The sequence below is a fragment of the Serratia sp. LS-1 genome, from assembly GCF_003719595.1.
Taxonomy (GTDB): domain Bacteria; phylum Pseudomonadota; class Gammaproteobacteria; order Enterobacterales; family Enterobacteriaceae; genus Serratia; species Serratia ureilytica.
In genome coordinates, this window is the sequence record NZ_CP033504.1 from 4,138,810 (window position 1) to 4,156,218 (window position 17,409).

General features: G+C 61.6%; 16 protein-coding genes. 4 read left to right on the forward strand and 12 right to left on the reverse strand.

The genetic code is table 11. From position 1 onward, the window contains the following. Positions 1–280: 280 nt before the first annotated feature. From nirB to cysG, 3 genes are read left to right on the forward strand one after another with little or no spacing between them, the layout of a single operon-like run. On the forward strand, positions 281–2,830 hold the full coding sequence (gene nirB, locus EDY99_RS19840; protein ID WP_123062009.1) for a nitrite reductase large subunit NirB: 2,550 nt from the start codon (positions 281–283) through the stop codon (positions 2,828–2,830). Then, on the forward strand, positions 2,827–3,153 hold the full coding sequence (gene nirD / locus EDY99_RS19845; protein ID WP_033645269.1) for a nitrite reductase small subunit NirD: 327 nt from the start codon (positions 2,827–2,829) through the stop codon (positions 3,151–3,153). The genes nirB and nirD overlap by 4 nt, the downstream gene beginning before the upstream one ends. 50 nt (positions 3,154–3,203) lie before the next feature. Beyond that, positions 3,204–4,607 (forward strand): siroheme synthase CysG, encoded by a 1,404-nt coding sequence (gene cysG / locus EDY99_RS19850; protein ID WP_108682135.1) that lies wholly within the window; start codon positions 3,204–3,206, stop codon positions 4,605–4,607. A gap of 51 nt (positions 4,608–4,658) precedes the next feature. Here the strand turns inward: cysG and trpS are convergent, their stop codons facing one another. The 12 genes from trpS to pilM form a co-directional block, all read right to left on the reverse strand. Then, positions 4,659–5,666, reverse strand: coding sequence for a tryptophan--tRNA ligase (trpS, locus tag EDY99_RS19855; protein ID WP_004930324.1), 1,008 nt, complete (start codon positions 5,664–5,666; stop codon positions 4,659–4,661). A 2-nt stretch (positions 5,667–5,668) separates the two neighbouring features. Further along, the gene (locus EDY99_RS19860; protein WP_033645272.1) at positions 5,669–6,367 is read right to left on the reverse strand and encodes a phosphoglycolate phosphatase; all 699 of its coding nucleotides are present in this window, start codon (positions 6,365–6,367) and stop codon (positions 5,669–5,671) included. Then, positions 6,360–7,037 carry a ribulose-phosphate 3-epimerase gene (rpe, locus tag EDY99_RS19865; RefSeq protein ID WP_019456160.1) on the reverse strand — a complete coding sequence of 226 codons (678 nt, stop codon included), beginning with the start codon at positions 7,035–7,037 and terminating at the stop codon, positions 6,360–6,362. Before rpe ends, EDY99_RS19860 begins: the two co-directional genes overlap by 8 nt. 51 nt (positions 7,038–7,088) lie before the next feature. Then, positions 7,089–7,901 (reverse strand): adenine-specific DNA-methyltransferase, encoded by an 813-nt coding sequence (gene dam, locus EDY99_RS19870; RefSeq protein WP_033651736.1) that lies wholly within the window; start codon positions 7,899–7,901, stop codon positions 7,089–7,091. Positions 7,902–7,985: 84 nt separating this feature from the next. Continuing rightward, positions 7,986–8,999 carry an SPOR domain-containing protein gene (locus EDY99_RS19875; RefSeq protein ID WP_033645274.1) on the reverse strand — a complete coding sequence of 338 codons (1,014 nt, stop codon included), beginning with the start codon at positions 8,997–8,999 and terminating at the stop codon, positions 7,986–7,988. 156 nt (positions 9,000–9,155) lie between these two features. After that, positions 9,156–10,256 (reverse strand): 3-dehydroquinate synthase, encoded by a 1,101-nt coding sequence (gene aroB, locus EDY99_RS19880; protein ID WP_046687922.1) that lies wholly within the window; start codon positions 10,254–10,256, stop codon positions 9,156–9,158. Positions 10,257–10,362: 106 nt separating this feature from the next. Then, positions 10,363–10,884 (reverse strand): shikimate kinase AroK, encoded by a 522-nt coding sequence (gene aroK / locus EDY99_RS19885; RefSeq protein WP_004391482.1) that lies wholly within the window; start codon positions 10,882–10,884, stop codon positions 10,363–10,365. A gap of 349 nt (positions 10,885–11,233) precedes the next feature. After that, entirely contained in the window at positions 11,234–12,478 is a 1,245-nt protein-coding gene (gene hofQ, locus EDY99_RS19890) for a DNA uptake porin HofQ (RefSeq protein WP_123062010.1), read from the reverse strand. Next, the gene (locus tag EDY99_RS19895) at positions 12,475–12,834 is read right to left on the reverse strand and encodes a HofP DNA utilization family protein (RefSeq protein ID WP_123062011.1); all 360 of its coding nucleotides are present in this window, start codon (positions 12,832–12,834) and stop codon (positions 12,475–12,477) included. The genes hofQ and EDY99_RS19895 overlap by 4 nt, the downstream gene beginning before the upstream one ends. After that, positions 12,827–13,321, reverse strand: a complete 495-nt coding sequence (locus tag EDY99_RS19900; protein ID WP_033645277.1) for a hypothetical protein — start codon at positions 13,319–13,321, stop codon at positions 12,827–12,829. Before EDY99_RS19900 ends, EDY99_RS19895 begins: the two co-directional genes overlap by 8 nt. Further along, positions 13,314–13,853, reverse strand: a complete 540-nt coding sequence (locus EDY99_RS19905; RefSeq protein ID WP_046687926.1) for a PilN domain-containing protein — start codon at positions 13,851–13,853, stop codon at positions 13,314–13,316. Before EDY99_RS19905 ends, EDY99_RS19900 begins: the two co-directional genes overlap by 8 nt. Beyond that, positions 13,853–14,686 carry a type IV pilus biogenesis protein PilM gene (pilM, locus tag EDY99_RS19910; protein WP_046687927.1) on the reverse strand — a complete coding sequence of 278 codons (834 nt, stop codon included), beginning with the start codon at positions 14,684–14,686 and terminating at the stop codon, positions 13,853–13,855. The genes EDY99_RS19905 and pilM overlap by 1 nt, the downstream gene beginning before the upstream one ends. A 121-nt stretch (positions 14,687–14,807) precedes the next feature. Here pilM and mrcA point away from each other — a divergent pair, with 121 nt between their 5' ends. Further along, entirely contained in the window at positions 14,808–17,366 is a 2,559-nt protein-coding gene (mrcA, locus tag EDY99_RS19915) for a peptidoglycan glycosyltransferase/peptidoglycan DD-transpeptidase MrcA (protein ID WP_033645280.1), read from the forward strand. The last annotated feature ends 43 nt before the right edge of the window (positions 17,367–17,409 follow it).

The following is a 17,409-nucleotide window of genomic DNA, read 5'->3' on the forward strand; positions in this document are numbered from 1 at the left end:
CTCTGCCGTTGCGCTGGTTTTCTTCATCATACTGGCAGCGGATCGCGCTGACAAAGTCGCCGTTGCATGCCGGCCTGCGCGTCTACTCCCAGCGGGGTAGTTGGTGCGCGACCTGACTCGCTTCAGCTAAAGGTGAATAAAATCCGCAACTTATCAAAAAACGTGGAAAATCATTCATATACCACGTTGTGGGTATATAAAGGCGCGATTGATTTGCATCAATAAATTGCCCCTCGGGAGGGATAAGGTAAGCCTAGGAAACCCGAATTTTGAGGCAATAATGAGCAGAGTCAAACTTGCCGTGATCGGCAATGGCATGGTCGGCCACCGGTTCATCGAAGATCTGTTGGATAAAGCAGACAAAGACCTATTCGACATCACCGTATTTTGCGAAGAGCCGCGCATCGCTTACGATCGCGTGCATCTCTCTTCCTATTTCTCGCACCATACCGCCGAAGAGCTGTCGCTGGTGCGCGAAGGCTTTTACGAAAAGCACGGCGTGAAGGTGCTGATCGGCGAACGCGCCATCACCATCAATCGCGACGAGAAAGTCATCCACTCCAATACCGGACGCACCGTCTATTACGACAAGCTGATCATGGCCACCGGCTCCTATCCGTGGATCCCGCCGATTAAAGGCTCGGATAGCCAGGACTGCTTCGTTTACCGCACCATCGAAGACCTTAACGCCATCGAAGCCTGCGCGCGCCGCAGCAAACGCGGCGCGGTGGTCGGCGGCGGGCTGTTGGGGCTGGAAGCCGCCGGCGCGCTGAAAAGCCTGGGGGTGGAAACGCACGTGATCGAGTTCGCTCCGATGCTGATGGCCGAACAGCTCGACCCGATGGGCGGTGACCAGCTGCGCCGCAAGATCGAGCGCATGGGCGTCAAGGTACACACCGGCAAAAATACCCAGGAGATTGTCAACGGCGGCGGCACGGCGCGCAAAACCCTGCATTTCGCCGACGGCAGCCTGCTGGAAGTGGATTTCATCGTTTTCTCCACCGGCATCCGCGCCCAGGACAAGCTGGCGCGTCAATGCGGACTGGAGATCGGCCACCGCGGCGGCATCGCCATCAACGACTGCTGCCAGACATCGGATCCGGACGTGTACGCCATCGGTGAGTGCGCCGCCTGGCGCGATCGCACCTTCGGCCTGGTGGCGCCGGGTTACAAAATGGCGCAGGTGGCCGCCGATCACCTGCTGGGCCGCGAAAACGGCTTCCAGGGTGCCGATATGAGCGCCAAACTGAAACTGCTGGGCGTAGACGTCGGCGGCATCGGCGATGCCCACGGCCACACCGAGGGCGCCCGCAGCTACGTTTATCTGGATGAGAGCAAAGAGGTCTACAAACGCATCGTGGTCAGCGCCGACAACAAAACCCTGCTCGGCGCAGTGTTGGTCGGCGATACCAGCGATTACGGCAACCTGCTGCAGCTGGCGCTGAACGGCATCGCGCTGCCGGAAAACCCGGACGGCCTGATCCTGCCGGCCCATGCGGGCAGCAAACCGGCCATCGGCGTGGATTCGCTGCCGGAAAGCGCGCAGATTTGCTCCTGCTTCGACGTCAGCAAAGGCGACATCATCCGGGCAGTCAACCAAGGCTGTCACACCGTGGCGGCGCTGAAAGCCGAAACCAAGGCCGGCACCGGCTGCGGCGGCTGCATCCCGCTGCTCACCCAGGTGTTGAACGCCGAGCTGAGCAAGCAAGGCATCGAGGTCAACCACCACCTGTGCGAACACTTCGCCTATTCACGCCAGGAGCTGTTCCACCTGATCCGCGTCGAAGGCATCAAGTCGTTCGAGGCGTTATTGGCCAAATACGGCAAAGGCTACGGCTGCGAAGTCTGCAAACCGACCGTCGGCTCGCTGCTGGCCTCGTGCTGGAACGAATACATCCTCAAACCGCAGCACACGCCGCTGCAGGATACCAACGACAACTTCCTCGGCAATATCCAAAAAGACGGCACTTACTCGGTGATACCGCGCTCCGCCGGCGGCGAAATCACCCCGGACGGCCTGCTGGCCATCGGACAGATCGCCAAGGAGTACAATCTTTACACCAAAATGACCGGCTCGCAGCGCATCGGCATGTTCGGCGCGCAGAAAGACGACCTGCCGGCCATCTGGCGCAAGCTGCTCGCCGCCGGCTTTGAAACCGGGCACGCATACGCCAAGGCGCTGCGCATGGCGAAAACCTGCGTCGGCAGCACCTGGTGCCGCTATGGCGTCGGCGACAGCGTCGGTTTCGGCGTCACGCTGGAACATCGCTACAAAGGCATCCGCACCCCGCACAAAATGAAATTCGGCGTCTCGGGCTGTACCCGGGAATGCGCCGAAGCGCAGGGCAAGGACGTCGGCATCATCGCCACCGAAAACGGCTGGAACCTGTATGTTTGCGGCAACGGCGGCATGAAACCGCGCCACGCCGACCTGCTGGCCGCCGATCTCGATAGCGAGACCCTGGTGCGCTACCTTGACCGTTTCATGATGTTCTATATCCGCACCGCCGATAAGCTGCAGCGCACCTCGGTATGGCTGGAGAGCCTGGAAGGCGGCATCGATTACCTGCGCAAGGTGATCGTTGACGACAAGCTCGGCATCAACGAGCAGCTGGAAGCGGATATCGCCCGCCTGCGCGAGGCAGTGATCTGCGAGTGGAAAGAAACCGTCGAGCACCCGGAAACGCAGCTGCGCTTCGCCCACTTCATCAACAGCCCGCTGCGCGATCCGAACGTGCAGGTGGTGGCCGAACGTGACCAACACCGCCCGGCGCGCCCTGACGAGCGCATTGCCGTCACCCTGATCGACACCGAGGAGAGCCAAGCATGAGCCAGTGGATTACCGTTTGCCCCATCGCCGACATCCTGCCCGGCACCGGCGTATGCGCCCTGATCGGCGATCGGCAGGTGGCGGTGTTCCGCCCCTATGCCGACGAACAGGTGTTCGCCATCAGCAATATCGACCCGTTCGCCCAGGCCAGCGTGCTGTCGCGCGGGCTGATCGCCGAGCATCAGGGGGAGTTGTGGGTCGCCAGCCCGCTGAAGAAACAGCGTTTCCGCCTGTACGATGGCCACTGCCTGGAAGATGACAGCCGCTCCGTCGCCAGCTTCACCAGCCGGGTGGTCGACGGCATCGTGCAAGTCGCGGCATAACCTTTCGGGGGCGCATCCCGCCCCCACGCCGATAATCCCGAGGAATGCCGATGGACTACCTGCCGATTTTCTGCCAACTGCAACACAAAGCCTGCCTGCTGGTCGGCGGCGGCGAAATCGCCGAACGCAAGGCGCGCCTGCTGCTGGACGCCGGCGCGGCGCTGACCGTCAACGCCCTGGCCTTCAGCCCGCAGTTCCACCAGTGGGCGGCAGAAGGCCTGTTGACGCTGGCCGAGGGCGAATTCAGCCCGGCCCTGCTGACGGAAAAATGGTTGGTGATCGCCGCCACCGATAGGCTGGAGGTCAACGCGCGGGTGTACCAGTGCGCCAACCAGCAGCGGGTGTTCTGCAACGTGGTCGATGACCCGAAACGCGCCAGCTTTATCATGCCGTCGATCATCGATCGTTCGCCGATCGTGGTGGCGGTGTCCTCCGGCGGCAAAGCGCCGGTGTTGGCGCGGTTGCTGCGCGAGAAGCTGGAAGCGCTGCTGCCGCAACACCTCGGCAAGCTGGCGCAGCTCGGCGGATCGCTGCGTCAACGGGTGAAACAGCGCTTCAGCAGCCTCGGCGCGCGCCGCCGCTTCTGGGAGCGGCTGTTCGCTCACGATCGGCTGGCGCAATCGCTGGCCAATGACGACGCGGCTCTGGCCGAACGCCAGCTCGAACAGCTGTTCAGCGAACGGCCGGAGGATCGCGGTGAAGTGGTGCTGGTGGGCGCCGGGCCGGGCGATGCCGGCCTGCTGACGCTGAAAGGGCTGCAACAGATCCAGCAGGCCGACGTGGTGGTTTACGACCGGCTGGTCTCCGAAGAGATCATGACGCTGGTTCGTCGCGACGCCGAGCGCATCTTCGTTGGCAAACGCGCCGGCCATCACTGCGTGCCGCAGGAGCAGATCAACCACATCTTGCTGCAGCAAGCGCGGCAAGGCAAACGCGTGGTGCGCCTGAAGGGCGGCGATCCCTTTATCTTCGGCCGCGGCGGCGAAGAGCTGGAAACGCTGGCGGACGCCGACGTGCCGTTCTCGGTGGTGCCGGGCATCACCGCCGCCTCCGGCTGTTCCGCCTACAGCGGCATCCCGCTCACCCACCGCGACCACGCGCAGAGCGTGCGTCTGGTGACCGGCCACGCCAAGGCCGACGGTGGATTGGACTGGGCGACGCTGGCCGCCGGGCAACAGACGCTGGTGTTCTATATGGGGCTGTCGCAGGCGGCGGAGATCCAGCGCCGGCTGATCGCGAACGGGCTGCCGGCCGCCACGCCGGTGGCGCTGGTGGAAAACGGCACTTCCTGTCGTCAGCGGGTGATCGAAGGCGAGCTTGGCCAACTGGGCGCCTTGTCCCTGCAGGCCGCCAGCCCCAGCCTGATCATCGTCGGCAGCGTGGTCAGCCTGCGCAGCAAGCTCAATTGGTTCGCCAGCGAAGCCCCGCCCGCCGGCCTGGCGCAAATGGCGTGATACCGACGTAAAAAAAGCGGCCCAAGGCCGCTTTTTTTATTTGCGCCGGCGTTACGCCTGCGGCGGTACGAAACCGACGGCCTGATAAACCTTCGCCAGGGTTTCCTGCGCGCGTGCGCGAGCCTTGGCGGCGCCGTCGCGCATCACCTGCTGCAGGTAGGCTTCGTCGTTGCGGAAGCGGTGGTAACGCTCCTGCAGCTCAGCCAGCATGCCGGAGACGGCTTCCGCCACCGCGCCTTTCAGGTGGCCGTACATTTGGCCTTCGAACTCGGCTTCCAGCTGCGCGATGCTCTTGCCGGTGACGCCGGCGAGGATGTCCAACAGGTTGGAGACGCCCGCCTTGTTGACCACGTCGTAACGCACGACAGGTGGCTCTTCCGAGTCGGTCATTGCGCGTTTGATCTTTTTGGTCACCGCTTTCGGATCTTCCAGCAGGCCGATCACGTTGTTGCGGTTATCGTCCGACTTGGACATCTTCTTGGTCGGTTCCTGCAGCGACATCACGCGTGCGCCGGATTTAGGAATAAACGGCTCCGGCACTTTGAACACGTCGCCGTACAGCGCGTTGAAACGCTGGCCCACGTCGCGGCTCAGTTCCAGGTGTTGTTTCTGGTCTTCGCCCACCGGCACCTGATTAGTTTGATACAGCAGGATGTCCGCCGCCATCAGCACCGGATAGCTGAACAGCCCGGCGTTGATGTTCTCCGCGTAGCGTGCGGATTTGTCTTTGAACTGCGTCATGCGGCTCAGTTCGCCGAAATAGGTGTAGCAGTTCAGCACCCAGCTCAGCTGCGTGTGCTCAGGCACGTGCGACTGCACGAAGATGGTGCTTTTTTCCGGATCGATACCGCAGGCCAGATACAGCGCCAGCGTATCCAGCGTGGCTTTGCGCAGCTTTTCGGCGTCTTGGCGCACGGTGATGGCATGCAGATCGACGATGCAGTAGATGCAGTCGTAGTCGTCCTGCATCTGCACCCACTGACGCAGCGCACCCATGTAGTTGCCGATGGTCAGTTCGCCGGACGGCTGCGCGCCGCTAAATACGATGGGCTTACTCATGTTTAAATTTCCTGATTCTCTAAAGATGACAGCCCAAGAGCGGGCAACAAATCGGCGAAGCGCTCCAACACCCGATCGGGGTGGCTCAGGGCGATCGATTCGCCGTAGTTATAACCGTAGGTAAAACCGACGCTCGGGCAACCGGCCCCCTGAGCGGCTTGAATATCGTTGCGCGAATCGCCGACGAACAGCAGTTCATGCGCTCGCAACCCAAGCTTGCCGAGCACCAGATACAACGGCGCCGGGTGAGGTTTCTTTTCCGTCACGTCGTCGCCGCCAATCACCAGCGAAAAATACTCGCCAATGCCCAGCGATGCCAGCAGCGGCGCCACGAACGGCGTCGGCTTATTGGTCACCAATGCCATCGGGTAACCGTGCGCGGCCAGGCGGGCCAGCGTCTCTTGCACCTGCGGGAACAGGCGGCTGCCGCTGTCAACAGTCTGCGCGTAGAAATGATCGAAGCGCTCACGCAGCCGGCTGCACTGCTCCGGCGTGTCTTCCGCTTCCGCCCAGCGCAGCGCGCGCTGCACCAGCACGTCGGCGCCGTTGCCGATCCAGGTGCCAACTCGCTCTTCACCCGCTTGCGGCAGCCCCCTCTCTTCCAGCGCCATATCGATGGCGGCCGCGAGGCCCGGCGCGCTGTCGACCAGCGTACCGTCAAGATCGAAGGCCAGTGCGCGGATCGCGCCGAAATCAGCCATGGGAAACCTTCGCCAGCTCGCTGCGCATTTCGTCGATCACCTTGCGGTAGTCCGGCTGGCCAAAGATGGCGGAACCGGCGACAAACATATCGGCGCCCGCGGCGGCGATTTCGGCGATGTTGTCCACCTTCACCCCGCCGTCGACTTCGAGACGGATATCGCGGCCGCTGTCGTCGATCAGTTTGCGCACCTGGCGCAGCTTGTCGAGCGTGCCGTGGATGAACGACTGGCCGCCGAAGCCCGGGTTGACCGACATCAGCAGGATCACGTCGATTTTATCCATCACGTAATCAAGATAGCTCAGCGGGGTCGCCGGGTTGAACACCAGGCCGGCCTTACAGCCGTGCTCTTTGATCAGCTGAATGGTGCGATCGACATGTTCGGAGGCTTCAGGGTGGAAAGAGATATAAGACGCGCCGGCCTTGGCGAAGTCAGGCACGATGCGGTCCACCGGCTTGACCATCAGATGCACGTCAATCGGCGCGGTAATGCCGTAGTTGCGCAGCGCTTCGCACACCATCGGACCGATGGTCAGATTGGGCACGTAGTGGTTGTCCATGACGTCGAAGTGCACCACGTCGCCGCCTGCGGCCAGCACGTTAGCGGTATCTTCACCTAACCGGGCAAAATCTGCCGACAGAATGGACGGGGCAATCAAAAACTTTTTCATCCGCTTCTCCAAACGTAGGGTCGAGTTGTTATGCGCCGGGGTGCCCCCGGCTTAGCGATACAGCGCCAAAAGCTCGTTCACTTTGCTGCGGCCGAGAATATTGCGGCTGATCGTGCGGCGCGCTTTCACCACATACAGCGCAGCATGCTGGTACCAGTCGCGCGTCAGCTCGGTATCGTGATTGGAAATCAATACCGGCACCCGGCTCTCTACCGAGAGCTGATGCGCCAGATGCGCCAGGCTCTGCTGATCGGCGATGCTGAAGCTGTTGGTGTGGTAAGCGGTGAAATTCGCCGTCGCCGACAGCGGCGCATAAGGCGGATCGCAATACACCACGGCGCCGGCTGCAGCCTTCGCCATGGTATCGCGGTAATGCTCACAGACAAAAGTGGCATTGCGCGATTTTTCAGCAAACCAGTAGAGCTCTTCTTCCGGGAAGTACGGTTTCTTGTACCGGCCAAACGGCACATTGAACTCGCCGCGCAGGTTATAGCGGCACAGGCCGTTATAGCAGTGACGGTTCAGGTACAGGAACAGCAGCGCCCGGCGGTAAGGCTCGGTGCTAGTATTGAACTCTTCTCGCAGCAGGTAAAACTGATCCGAGTTATTGAATTCATCGGCGAAAAGCGTGCGGGCATCGCGCACGAAGTCATCCGTGCGCAGCTTAACGATGTTATACAGGTTGATAAGATCGCTATTGATGTCGGCGAGAATGTAGGCGTCGTAATCCGTATTCAGAAAGACGGATCCCGCACCCACGAAGGGCTCGATTAAGCAGTCTCCCGCCGGCAGATGGCGACGAATCTCATCTACCAGCGGGTATTTTCCACCAGCCCATTTTAAAAAAGCGCGGTTTTTCTTCATGCCGTCAATTAGCTACTTATACAATTCAGAGCGGCGGATTGTACTCTGTTTCAGACAGCACATCAGCGCACAAATTTAAATGATTTATTTTTTAAGATCTTGCTGCACTTGGTGTACAGGTCGAACCCATGGTTTTTTCGCCTGCACATCGGCCGGCAACGAAGCAATGGCGCGCTTCGCTTCCGCAGAAGACGCATAGTTGCCGCTCACCAGCACGTACCACGGCTTGCCGTCACGCTTGGTGGCGTACACCAGGTAATTCTGCAGCTTCTGCTGTTTGGCATAGGCGTTCAGCGTATCGGAACGCGAAGCGCTGCTCAGTTGCAAGGTATAGTGGCTGCCCGGCGCAGACTGCACAGAACTGCCACTGCTGGCGACCGCTCCCGCTTTCGCGGTGGAAGACGGCTTGGCCGGCGGCGTATACACCGTAGTCGGTGATTTATGCTGCGTTGCGGTCGGTTTGGCGGCGGCGGTTTTCGCCGGCGTTTTATGCTGTTGCGGGGCAGTGCCCTGCACAGGACGCGTCGCTTCGCGCGCTGCGGCGCCGCTCATCACCGTTGCCGGTGCGGTCGGCAACGTCGACGCTGCGCCGGTCATGCCCTGCGTAGCGGCATCCACCTGCCCCTGCTGCTGCGACAGCGCATCCGCCATGTTGCCCGGCAAATCGACGCGCTGCTGCGCACCGCCTTGCTGAGGCTGCGTTTGCGCTTCGGTCGGCGTGCCGGAGATCGGCGGAACGCTGACGTTCTGCGGTTGCTGCGGCTGAGTCGCGCTCACGCCGTTATTATCGTGGGTATCCGTCGTGCCGCCCGGCACGCCGTTATTGGCGGTGGTCAGCGACGAAGAACCGGACAGGTTGATATCGCGGGCCGCGCCGTTTTGCGCGCCGCTCTCCTGAGCCGCTTCATGTTTGGTCGGCGCCTTCAGGGCTGAACCGATGCCGATAATCAGCAGCAGCAGCACCAAAATGCCGATGCCAATCATCAAATGCTGGCGCGAAACGGCGAAGCGCGGCGCGGCGGCCGGCTTGCGCGAACGCGTAGGACGACGATCGCTGCTATCAGGTCTGAGATCGTCTTCCGGTTTAAACTCGTCCATCTGAAACCCTCCAACTAGAGGCAAAAGCCCACCACCGTAGACCTACCGTGGCACGGGCGGATTAACCCGATGATGGCAAAGCGACACCCGTCGTGCTCTGCTCACTGTATTAATATAGATGCTAATGGCGGCTAAGCCACTGTTACTTAGTCCGATTTAATTACGCTTCCGCTCAGGCAAGCAGGCGGCGATCGACGCCAGCACCAGCTCATGCCCTACGCCGCCGCGCACTTCCGCCGCACCGATCGCGGTCGGCAACACCAAACGCAGTTCCCCCGCCAGCACTTTCTTGTCGCGCAACATGTGCGGCAAGTAGGATTCCGGCGTCATTTCCTGCGGCCCGCAGACCGGCAAGCCGGCGCGCAGCAGCAGCGCTTTGATGCGCTCGATGTCTTCAACGGAGAACTGGCCGAGACGGTGCGCGGTTTCCGCCGCCATCACCATGCCCGCAGCCACCGCCTCACCGTGCAGCCACACGCCGTAGCCCATCTCGGCTTCGATAGCATGGCCGTAAGTATGGCCCAGATTCAGCAGGGCGCGCAGACCGCTTTCGCGTTCGTCTGCGGCCACCACCTCGGCCTTCAGCTCGCAGCAGCGGCGAATACAGTAGGCCAACGCCTGCATATCCAACGCCATCAGCGCATCGATGTTATGTTCCAACCAGACGAAAAACTCGCGATCGAGGATGATCCCGTATTTGATGACTTCGGCCAGGCCGGAAGAGAGTTCACGCGTCGGCAGCGTTTTCAGGCAATCCAGATCAACCACTACCGAAGCGGGTTGATAGAAAGCGCCGATCATGTTTTTGCCGAGCGGGTGGTTGACGGCGGTCTTGCCGCCCACGGAGGAGTCCACCTGCGACAGCAGCGTGGTGGGAACCTGAATGAAGCGCACGCCGCGTTGGTAGCACGCGGCGGCAAAGCCGGTCAGATCGCCGACAACGCCGCCACCGAGCGCGATCAGCGTGGTATCGCGCCCGTGCGGTTTTTCGAGCAGCGCCGAAAACACCTGCTCCAACACCGCCAGAGATTTGTACTGCTCACCATCGGGAAGAATCACCTGATCCACCACGACGCCGCTCTGCTCCAGCACCTGCCGGACACGCTCCAGATAGAGCGGCGCCAGGGTCTGGTTGGTGACCAACATCGCTTGTTCACCCGCCTTTAACGGCATAAAAGAAGCCGGATCGTCAAACAATCCGGCGGCGATGGTAATCGGGTAGCTGCGCTCCCCAAGCGTTACAGTAATTCTCTCCATGTCGCGCTTAGTTCTCTGTATGGTACGGCGGTGGTTGATCCCCGCAACGGCGGGGAACACAAATCAGTTTTCCGCATTGGCCGACGGCGAACGCGAAAATCAGCAATCAGTTGCTTTCCAGCATGTTGATGATCTGGTTGGCAACCACTTTAGCGCTCTGATCGTCGGTGCGAATGGTGACATCGGCAATCTCTTCATACAACGGATTGCGCTCTTTCGCCAAAGCTTCCAGCACTTCACGCGGCGGAGAATCAACCTGCAGCAGCGGGCGTTTTTTATCACGCTGGGTACGAGCCAACTGCTTTTCGATCGTGGTTTCGAGATAAACCACCACGCCGCGCGCGGACAGACGGTTGCGCGTTTCGCGCGACTTCACCGAACCGCCGCCGGTCGCCAACACAATCCCTTGTTTTTCCGTCAGTTCATTAATGACTTTTTCTTCACGATCGCGGAAACCTTCTTCCCCTTCCACGTCGAATACCCAGCCCACGTCAGCTCCGGTACGTCGCTCAATTTCTTGATCGGAGTCGAAGAACTCCATATTGAGTTGCTGAGCTAACTGACGGCCAATAGTGCTTTTGCCGGCACCCATAGGCCCAACCAGAAAGATATTGCGTTTCTCTGCCATGTTTTTCGGTATTACTAAGACAATTCGTTAATGTTAACCCGCCCCGCCAATCAAATCAGCGGCGGGACCTAAACTGAAACCTCATGAGCGATAGTGCGAGATCAGACGAAAAATTATCTCAACACTCTTGGTAGTTTGGCAACCGAATAAATCGCAATCCACGCCGCGGGAGGGAAACCATATGTTTTTAACGGCGTCTTGGCGCTAACAAAAAACCTCGGTGCTCAATTCGGTAACCCTTGTAAGCTAAATCGGCCGCAGCGTCAAACGCAGATCCCCCCAAGGGGATAAAAAAGTGTATCTGCTCATCAACTTTAGGCGATTTGCCGCCCGGCCGACAGGCCGCCGCTTATCCCTTAATCAGGGTTGGCGTAATAAAGATCACCAGCTCGCGTTTTTTCTGTTGTGCGCCGCTCTGCCGGAACAAGCCCCCCAGCAGCGGCGCATCCCCCAGTCCCGGCACCTTGTCCGCCGTCTTGCCGCGATGCCGTTGAAAAATGCCGCCGAGCACCAGGGTTTCGCCGTTTTTCACCGTGATCTGCGTCTTAATCTCCTGTTTATCGATGGTCAACGCCTCTCCGGCCCCTCGGCTGATGGCGCGCCCCGGCATATTTTGGCTGATCTGCAGCGTCAGCGTGATGCGCCCGTCCGGCAACACCTTCGGCGTCACCTCCATGCCCAGCACCGCCTCTTTAAACTCGATGGCGGTCGCACCGCTGGCGCCGCTGGACACTTCATAAGGGATCTCCGTCCCTTGCTTGATGCTGGCGGTTTGCAGATGCGCCGTCAGGAGACGCGGGCTGGCGATGATCTCCACCTGATTTTCCTGCTCCAGCGCCGTCAGCTCCAGGCTCAGCAAACGCCCGCTGATGCGCGCCAGATGGAAACCGGCGTTCACCGCGCTGCGCTCCAACGGCAGGTTAACGCCGATATTGCCCGGCCGCAGCGGCCACGCCGGCCTGTCGTCGGGCGCCAATCCCCAACGCACGCCGAGCTCACGCAGGCTTTCGCTGTTGATGGTCACGATATGCGCCGCCAGTTGCACCTGTGCCAGCGGCGCATCCATTTCCGTTATCCGCTTTTTCAACTGCGCCACAATCGGCGCGGTGTCGCGCAGCAGCAGCGTATTGGTGCGTTTATCCGCCAACACGCTGCCACGCTCGCTCAGCAACGCGCCACGTTGGGCGTTGAGGCTTTCGGCAATTTCCGCCGCATCGCCGTTTTGCACGGTCATCGTCAGGCTGTGCAAGGGTTGCCGCTGCGCCAGCGCCTCTTGCAGCTGTCTTTTTTCCCGCGCATCCGGCTCCGGGGAGATCAGCATCACGTTACCCTCCCGCGTCATCGTCAGTTTGCCCATACGCAGGGTCAGCGCCAGCGCCTGGGGCCAGGGCACATCCTCCAGCCGCAGCGTCAGGTTGCCGCTCACGCCCGGCGCGGCGATCAGGTTCATCTGCCGATAATCCGCCAAGGCCTGCAGGATGACCGTGACCGGCGCATCCTGAAACTCCAATGAGATTATCTGTTTATCCTGAGCCTGCGCGGTGCCGAGCGCCAAACACCCTAGCGCCAAGCCCAGTCCAGCGCGTCCTTTCATGATTTGTCATCCTTGTCGTCGATCATCAGCGATATGTCGTCGCGGCTCGCCGGGCACTCCGGTTCGGCCGTCAGCGCCTTCAACGTCAGGCTGCGCGCCTGCACCTGCGTCACCTGCCAGCGCTCGGCAAGCACCCGTTGTTGCGGCCGCAGGCGCAACCATTGCCCCGCCGGCGTCACCACCCAGCCATAGCGCTGCATCGGTTGCCCGATGACGCCTTTCAATCGCCAGCCCGCCGGGGATGTCTCTGTCTGGGCGCAAGCAGGCATCGGAGGCGGCGCAAACGGGTCGCGCGGTTCGGCGCATAAGGCCCACGGCCATAGCAGCCACCACCAACGGCCGGATCTTTTACTCATCGGCCAGCTCCTCGGCGGCATCCTGTAAAACCAACCGCGCCGTCATGCCCTGCGGCGGCGTCTCCACGCTCAATTGTTCGAGACGCAAATCGGCGGGCAGCGCCTCCAGCAGCGCCAACAAACCGGGGTAGTCAATGCGCAAGCTCAGCGTCTGCCGCGGTGGTTTTTCCTGCCGCTGCCAGCGCAATAAGGCGCCCCCCGCACGTTGCAGCCCGTTCGTCAGATCGCCGGTGGCGGCCGGAGCGAGCGGCGTCGGCGGCATCAGGGCGACCGGCGCCTCGTCCAGTTGGCGCTGCGCCACGGCGATCTGTTGCAGCAGGCGCTGTTGCCGCTCTGTCGCACTTTCCCGCTGACGCCATTCGTCTTGCAGCATCCAGCCCCCGCCCAACAACGCCAACGTGCCTATGCCCAGCCATTGCGCGGCCAGCAATCGCCGGCCCGACAGGCCCAGCAAGAAGCGCAGCCCGGATGGCAGACGGTTATCCATCACGCCCCCACTGCGCCACCAGATGAAAGGCGTACAGGCCGTCGTCGCGTTGCGCCACCTCCGCCAAACGCAGCCGCGGTAACGCGGGCATCCCCGCCAGCCGCCGTTCGAACTGCGAAATGGCGGCAGGAGAACGGCTCAATCCACGCAGCCGCAGGCCGTTCGCCGCATCGCTGTCCAACGCCGTGAGCCACAGCGGTGGGGGGAGGCAGGAGGAGAGTTGCTGCAGCAGTTGCAAATAACGCCGGTTATGTTGGGCATTGCGCGCCTGCCGTTCAGCGAGGGCGCTGTATCGCGCCCGTTGCGCCCGTTCCTGCTGCTGCTGACGGACGAGCAGCGTCACTGCCGCCAGCTCTTCTTCCAACAGCGCCAGCCGCTCCTGACGCTGCGCCTGTTGATGACGCAGTTGGCCGGCGACGAGGCCCCCTGCCAGCAACAGCACCGTTACCTGCAACAGCAACACGCCCAGCCAGAAGCAGCCGCGCCGCCGATCGCGACGTTGCCGCCAGGGCAAAAAGTTGACCTGGTACATCAGCGGTCCTCCTCGCGCAGCGCCAGACCGCCGGCCAACGTAAACGCTGAGGGATGCACGGGCAACGGCGGACGCAGCTGCGTGAAGGCGCTGAGCGGCGACCAGGAAAGGCAGCCGACGGGCAAGGCTCCTGCCAGCACGCTGCCGGCATAGACCGGTCGATCATCGTCCGTCGGCGTCTGGGCTTGCAGCGCCCGCAGCGCCTGCGCGTCATCGTCGCCCGGCGTCAGCCCGAACGCGAACGCGCCGTCGGCCGGCGCCACCCACAGCCATTCTCGCTCGAGACGATGCATCAGCCCTGCGGTGTGCGGCACGCCCGCCGCCGTCGCCATCATCCGCAGCGCGCAGGGCGTAATATCGACCGCTTGCGGATGCAGGCCCGCCTGGCGCAGACAGTGCAGCCACTGCTGCAGCTCCTGCCGCCGCGCGGCGGTCAACAGCAGCGCCGCCCCCTCCGCCGGCGCGGCGCGATAGTCGAGCGCCAGCGTCTGGCCGTCGAGTGGGAACTGCTTCACGCCGTGGCCAACGATATAGTCGCTGCGTTCCGGCTCGCGCAGCCGCGCGTCCGGCTGCGCCATGCACTGTTGCAACACCCGCTGCGCCGGCAGGGCAATGCGTAAGGAAATATGTCGCGGCAGTTGGACGCGCCATTGCCGCAGCGCCCGGATCAGGGCTTCGGAAGGTGCCAGGCAGCCGTCGCGTAAAACCGCCTGCGGCAGCGTCTGTTGCCACCAGTGACGCAGTTGCCAGCCGTTGCGGCGGCGTTGGACCGCCAGCGCCCGCACGCAGTCGATTTGTATATCCAGCCCCACCTGCCATGCTTGAGGGAACATGTTTCACAAGCCTCCATAACATCCGATGATAAAAGAACATATCCATGTCGCAGGCTTGCCTTTATACTACCGCGCGGTTGTTTATAAACTGCCCAAATGACTTAGAAATGGGAAATCTCAGGTGAAGTTCGTAAAGTATTTACTAATCCTTGCAGTATGTTGCATCGTGCTGGGAGCAGCCTCGATTTTCGGCTTGTACAAATATGTCGAGCCGCAGCTGCCCGACGTCGCAACGCTGAAAGACGTGCGGCTGCAGATACCGATGCAGGTTTACAGCGCCGATGGCGAACTGATCGCCCAGTACGGCGAGAAGCGCCGCATTCCGCTGAAGTTGGATCAAATTCCGCCGGTGATGGTGCACGCATTTATCGCCACCGAAGACAGCCGCTTCTATGATCACCACGGTGTCGATCCGGTCGGCATCTTCCGCGCGGCCTCCATCGCGTTGGTCTCCGGCCACGCTTCCCAGGGGGCCAGCACCATTACCCAACAGCTGGCGCGTAACTTCTTCTTAAGCCCGGAACGCACCCTGATGCGTAAAATCAAGGAAGCCTTTCTGGCGGTACGCATCGAGCAGATGCTGACCAAAGATGAAATCCTTGAGCTGTATCTGAACAAGATCTACCTGGGTTATCGCGCTTACGGCGTGGGCGCCGCCGCGCAGGTCTATTTCGGCAAGGACGTCAGCCAGCTCACCCTGAGCGAGATGGCGACCATCGCCGGCCTGCCGAAAGCGCCGTCCACCTTCAACCCGCTCTATTCGCACGATCGCGCCGTTGCCCGTCGCAACGTAGTGCTGTCGCGCATGCTGGACGAACACTACATCACGCAGGCGCAGTACGATCAGGCGCGTTCTGAAGATTTGGTCGCCAACTACCATGCACCGGAAATCAGCTTCTCCGCCCCGTATCTCTCCGAGATGGTGCGTCAGGAGATGATCAAGCGCTACGGTGAAAACGCCTATACCGACGGTTATAAGGTTTACACCACCGTGACCAAACGGCTGCAGCTGGCGGCGCAGGAATCGGTGCGCAATAACGTGTTGGCCTATGACATGCGCCACGGCTATCGCGGCCCGTCAAACGTGCTGTGGAAAGTCGGCGAAGCGGCCTGGGATCGCAAACAGATTGTCGACTCGCTGAAAAACCTGCCGAACTACGGCCCGCTGGCGCCGGCGGTCATCACCGCCGCCAACCCGCAGGAAGCGACGGCGATGCTGGCCGACGGCAGCAGCATTGCCCTGCCGATGGCCACCATGCGCTGGGCGCGCCCATACCGTTCAGACACTCAGCAAGGCCCAACGCCGAAACGCGTCACCGACGTGGTGCAGCCAGGCCAGCAGGTCTGGGTGCGTAAAGTGAACGAGGCCTGGTGGCTGTCGCAGGTGCCGGACGTCAACTCGGCGCTGGTTTCCATCAACCCGAACGACGGCGCGGTGAAAGCGCTGGTCGGCGGCTTCGATTTCAACCAGAGCAAGTTCAACCGCGTCACGCAGGCCCTGCGTCAGGTGGGCTCGAACATCAAACCGTTCCTGTATACCGCCGCGATGGATAAAGGCCTGACGCTGGCCACCATCCTGAACGACTTGCCGATCACCCGTTGGGATGCCGGCGCCGGCACCGACTGGCGGCCGAAGAACTCGCCGCCGACCTACGATGGCCCGATTCGTCTGCGTCAAGGGCTGGGGCAGTCGAAGAACGTGGTGATGGTGCGCGCGATGCGTGCGATGGGCGTCGACTACGCGGCGGAATATCTGCAGCGTTTCGGCTTCCCGGCACAGAACATCGTGCATACCGAATCGCTGGCGCTGGGCTCCGCTTCCTTCACCCCGATGCAGCTGGTGCGCGGTTACGCGGTGCTGGCGAACGGCGGTTATCTGGTCGATCCGTACTTCATCACCAAAATTGAAGACGACAACGGCAATACGGTGTTCGAAGCCAAACCTAAAGTGGTTTGCAGCAGCTGCAACCTGCCGGTCATCTACGGTGATACTCACCGTTCGGCCGTGCTGTCCGATGACAACATCGAAAACGTCGCCACCTCGCAGGAAGGCAGCAACAGCACGGTGCCGATGCCGCAGTTGGAGCAGGTAACCCCGGCTCAGGTGCAGCAGGACGGCGACCAACAGTATGCGCCACACGTGATCAGCACGCCGCTGGCCTTCCTGATCCACGACGCGCTGAACAGCAACATCTTCGGTGAACCGGGTTGGATGGGCACCGCCTGGCGCGCCGGGCGCGATCTGAAACGTCATGATATCGGCGGCAAAACCGGTACCACCAACAGTTCCAAAGACGCCTGGTTCTCCGGCTATGGCCCGGATACCGTGACGTCGGTGTGGATCGGCTTCGACGATCACCGCCGCGATCTGGGCCGTTCGACAGTGTCCGGCGCCATCCCGGATCAGATTTCCGGCGGCGAAGGCGGTGCCAAGAGCGCCCAGCCGGCGTGGGACGACTTCATGAAGATCGCGCTGGAAGGCATTCCGGAGCAGAAAGTCACGCCGCCGCCGGGCATCATCAGCGTCACCATCGACAAGAGCAGCGGCAAGCTCTCTGGCGGTGGCGGCGGCAGCCGCTCCGAGTACTTTATCGAAGGAACGCAGCCGACGGACTACCCATCGCGCGATACCGGCACCACGCTGACCGATCCGGGTGGCGAAAGCCACGAGCTGTTCTGATCGAAAAGGGCCAGAGAAATCTGGCCCTTTTTTTATGAGGCGT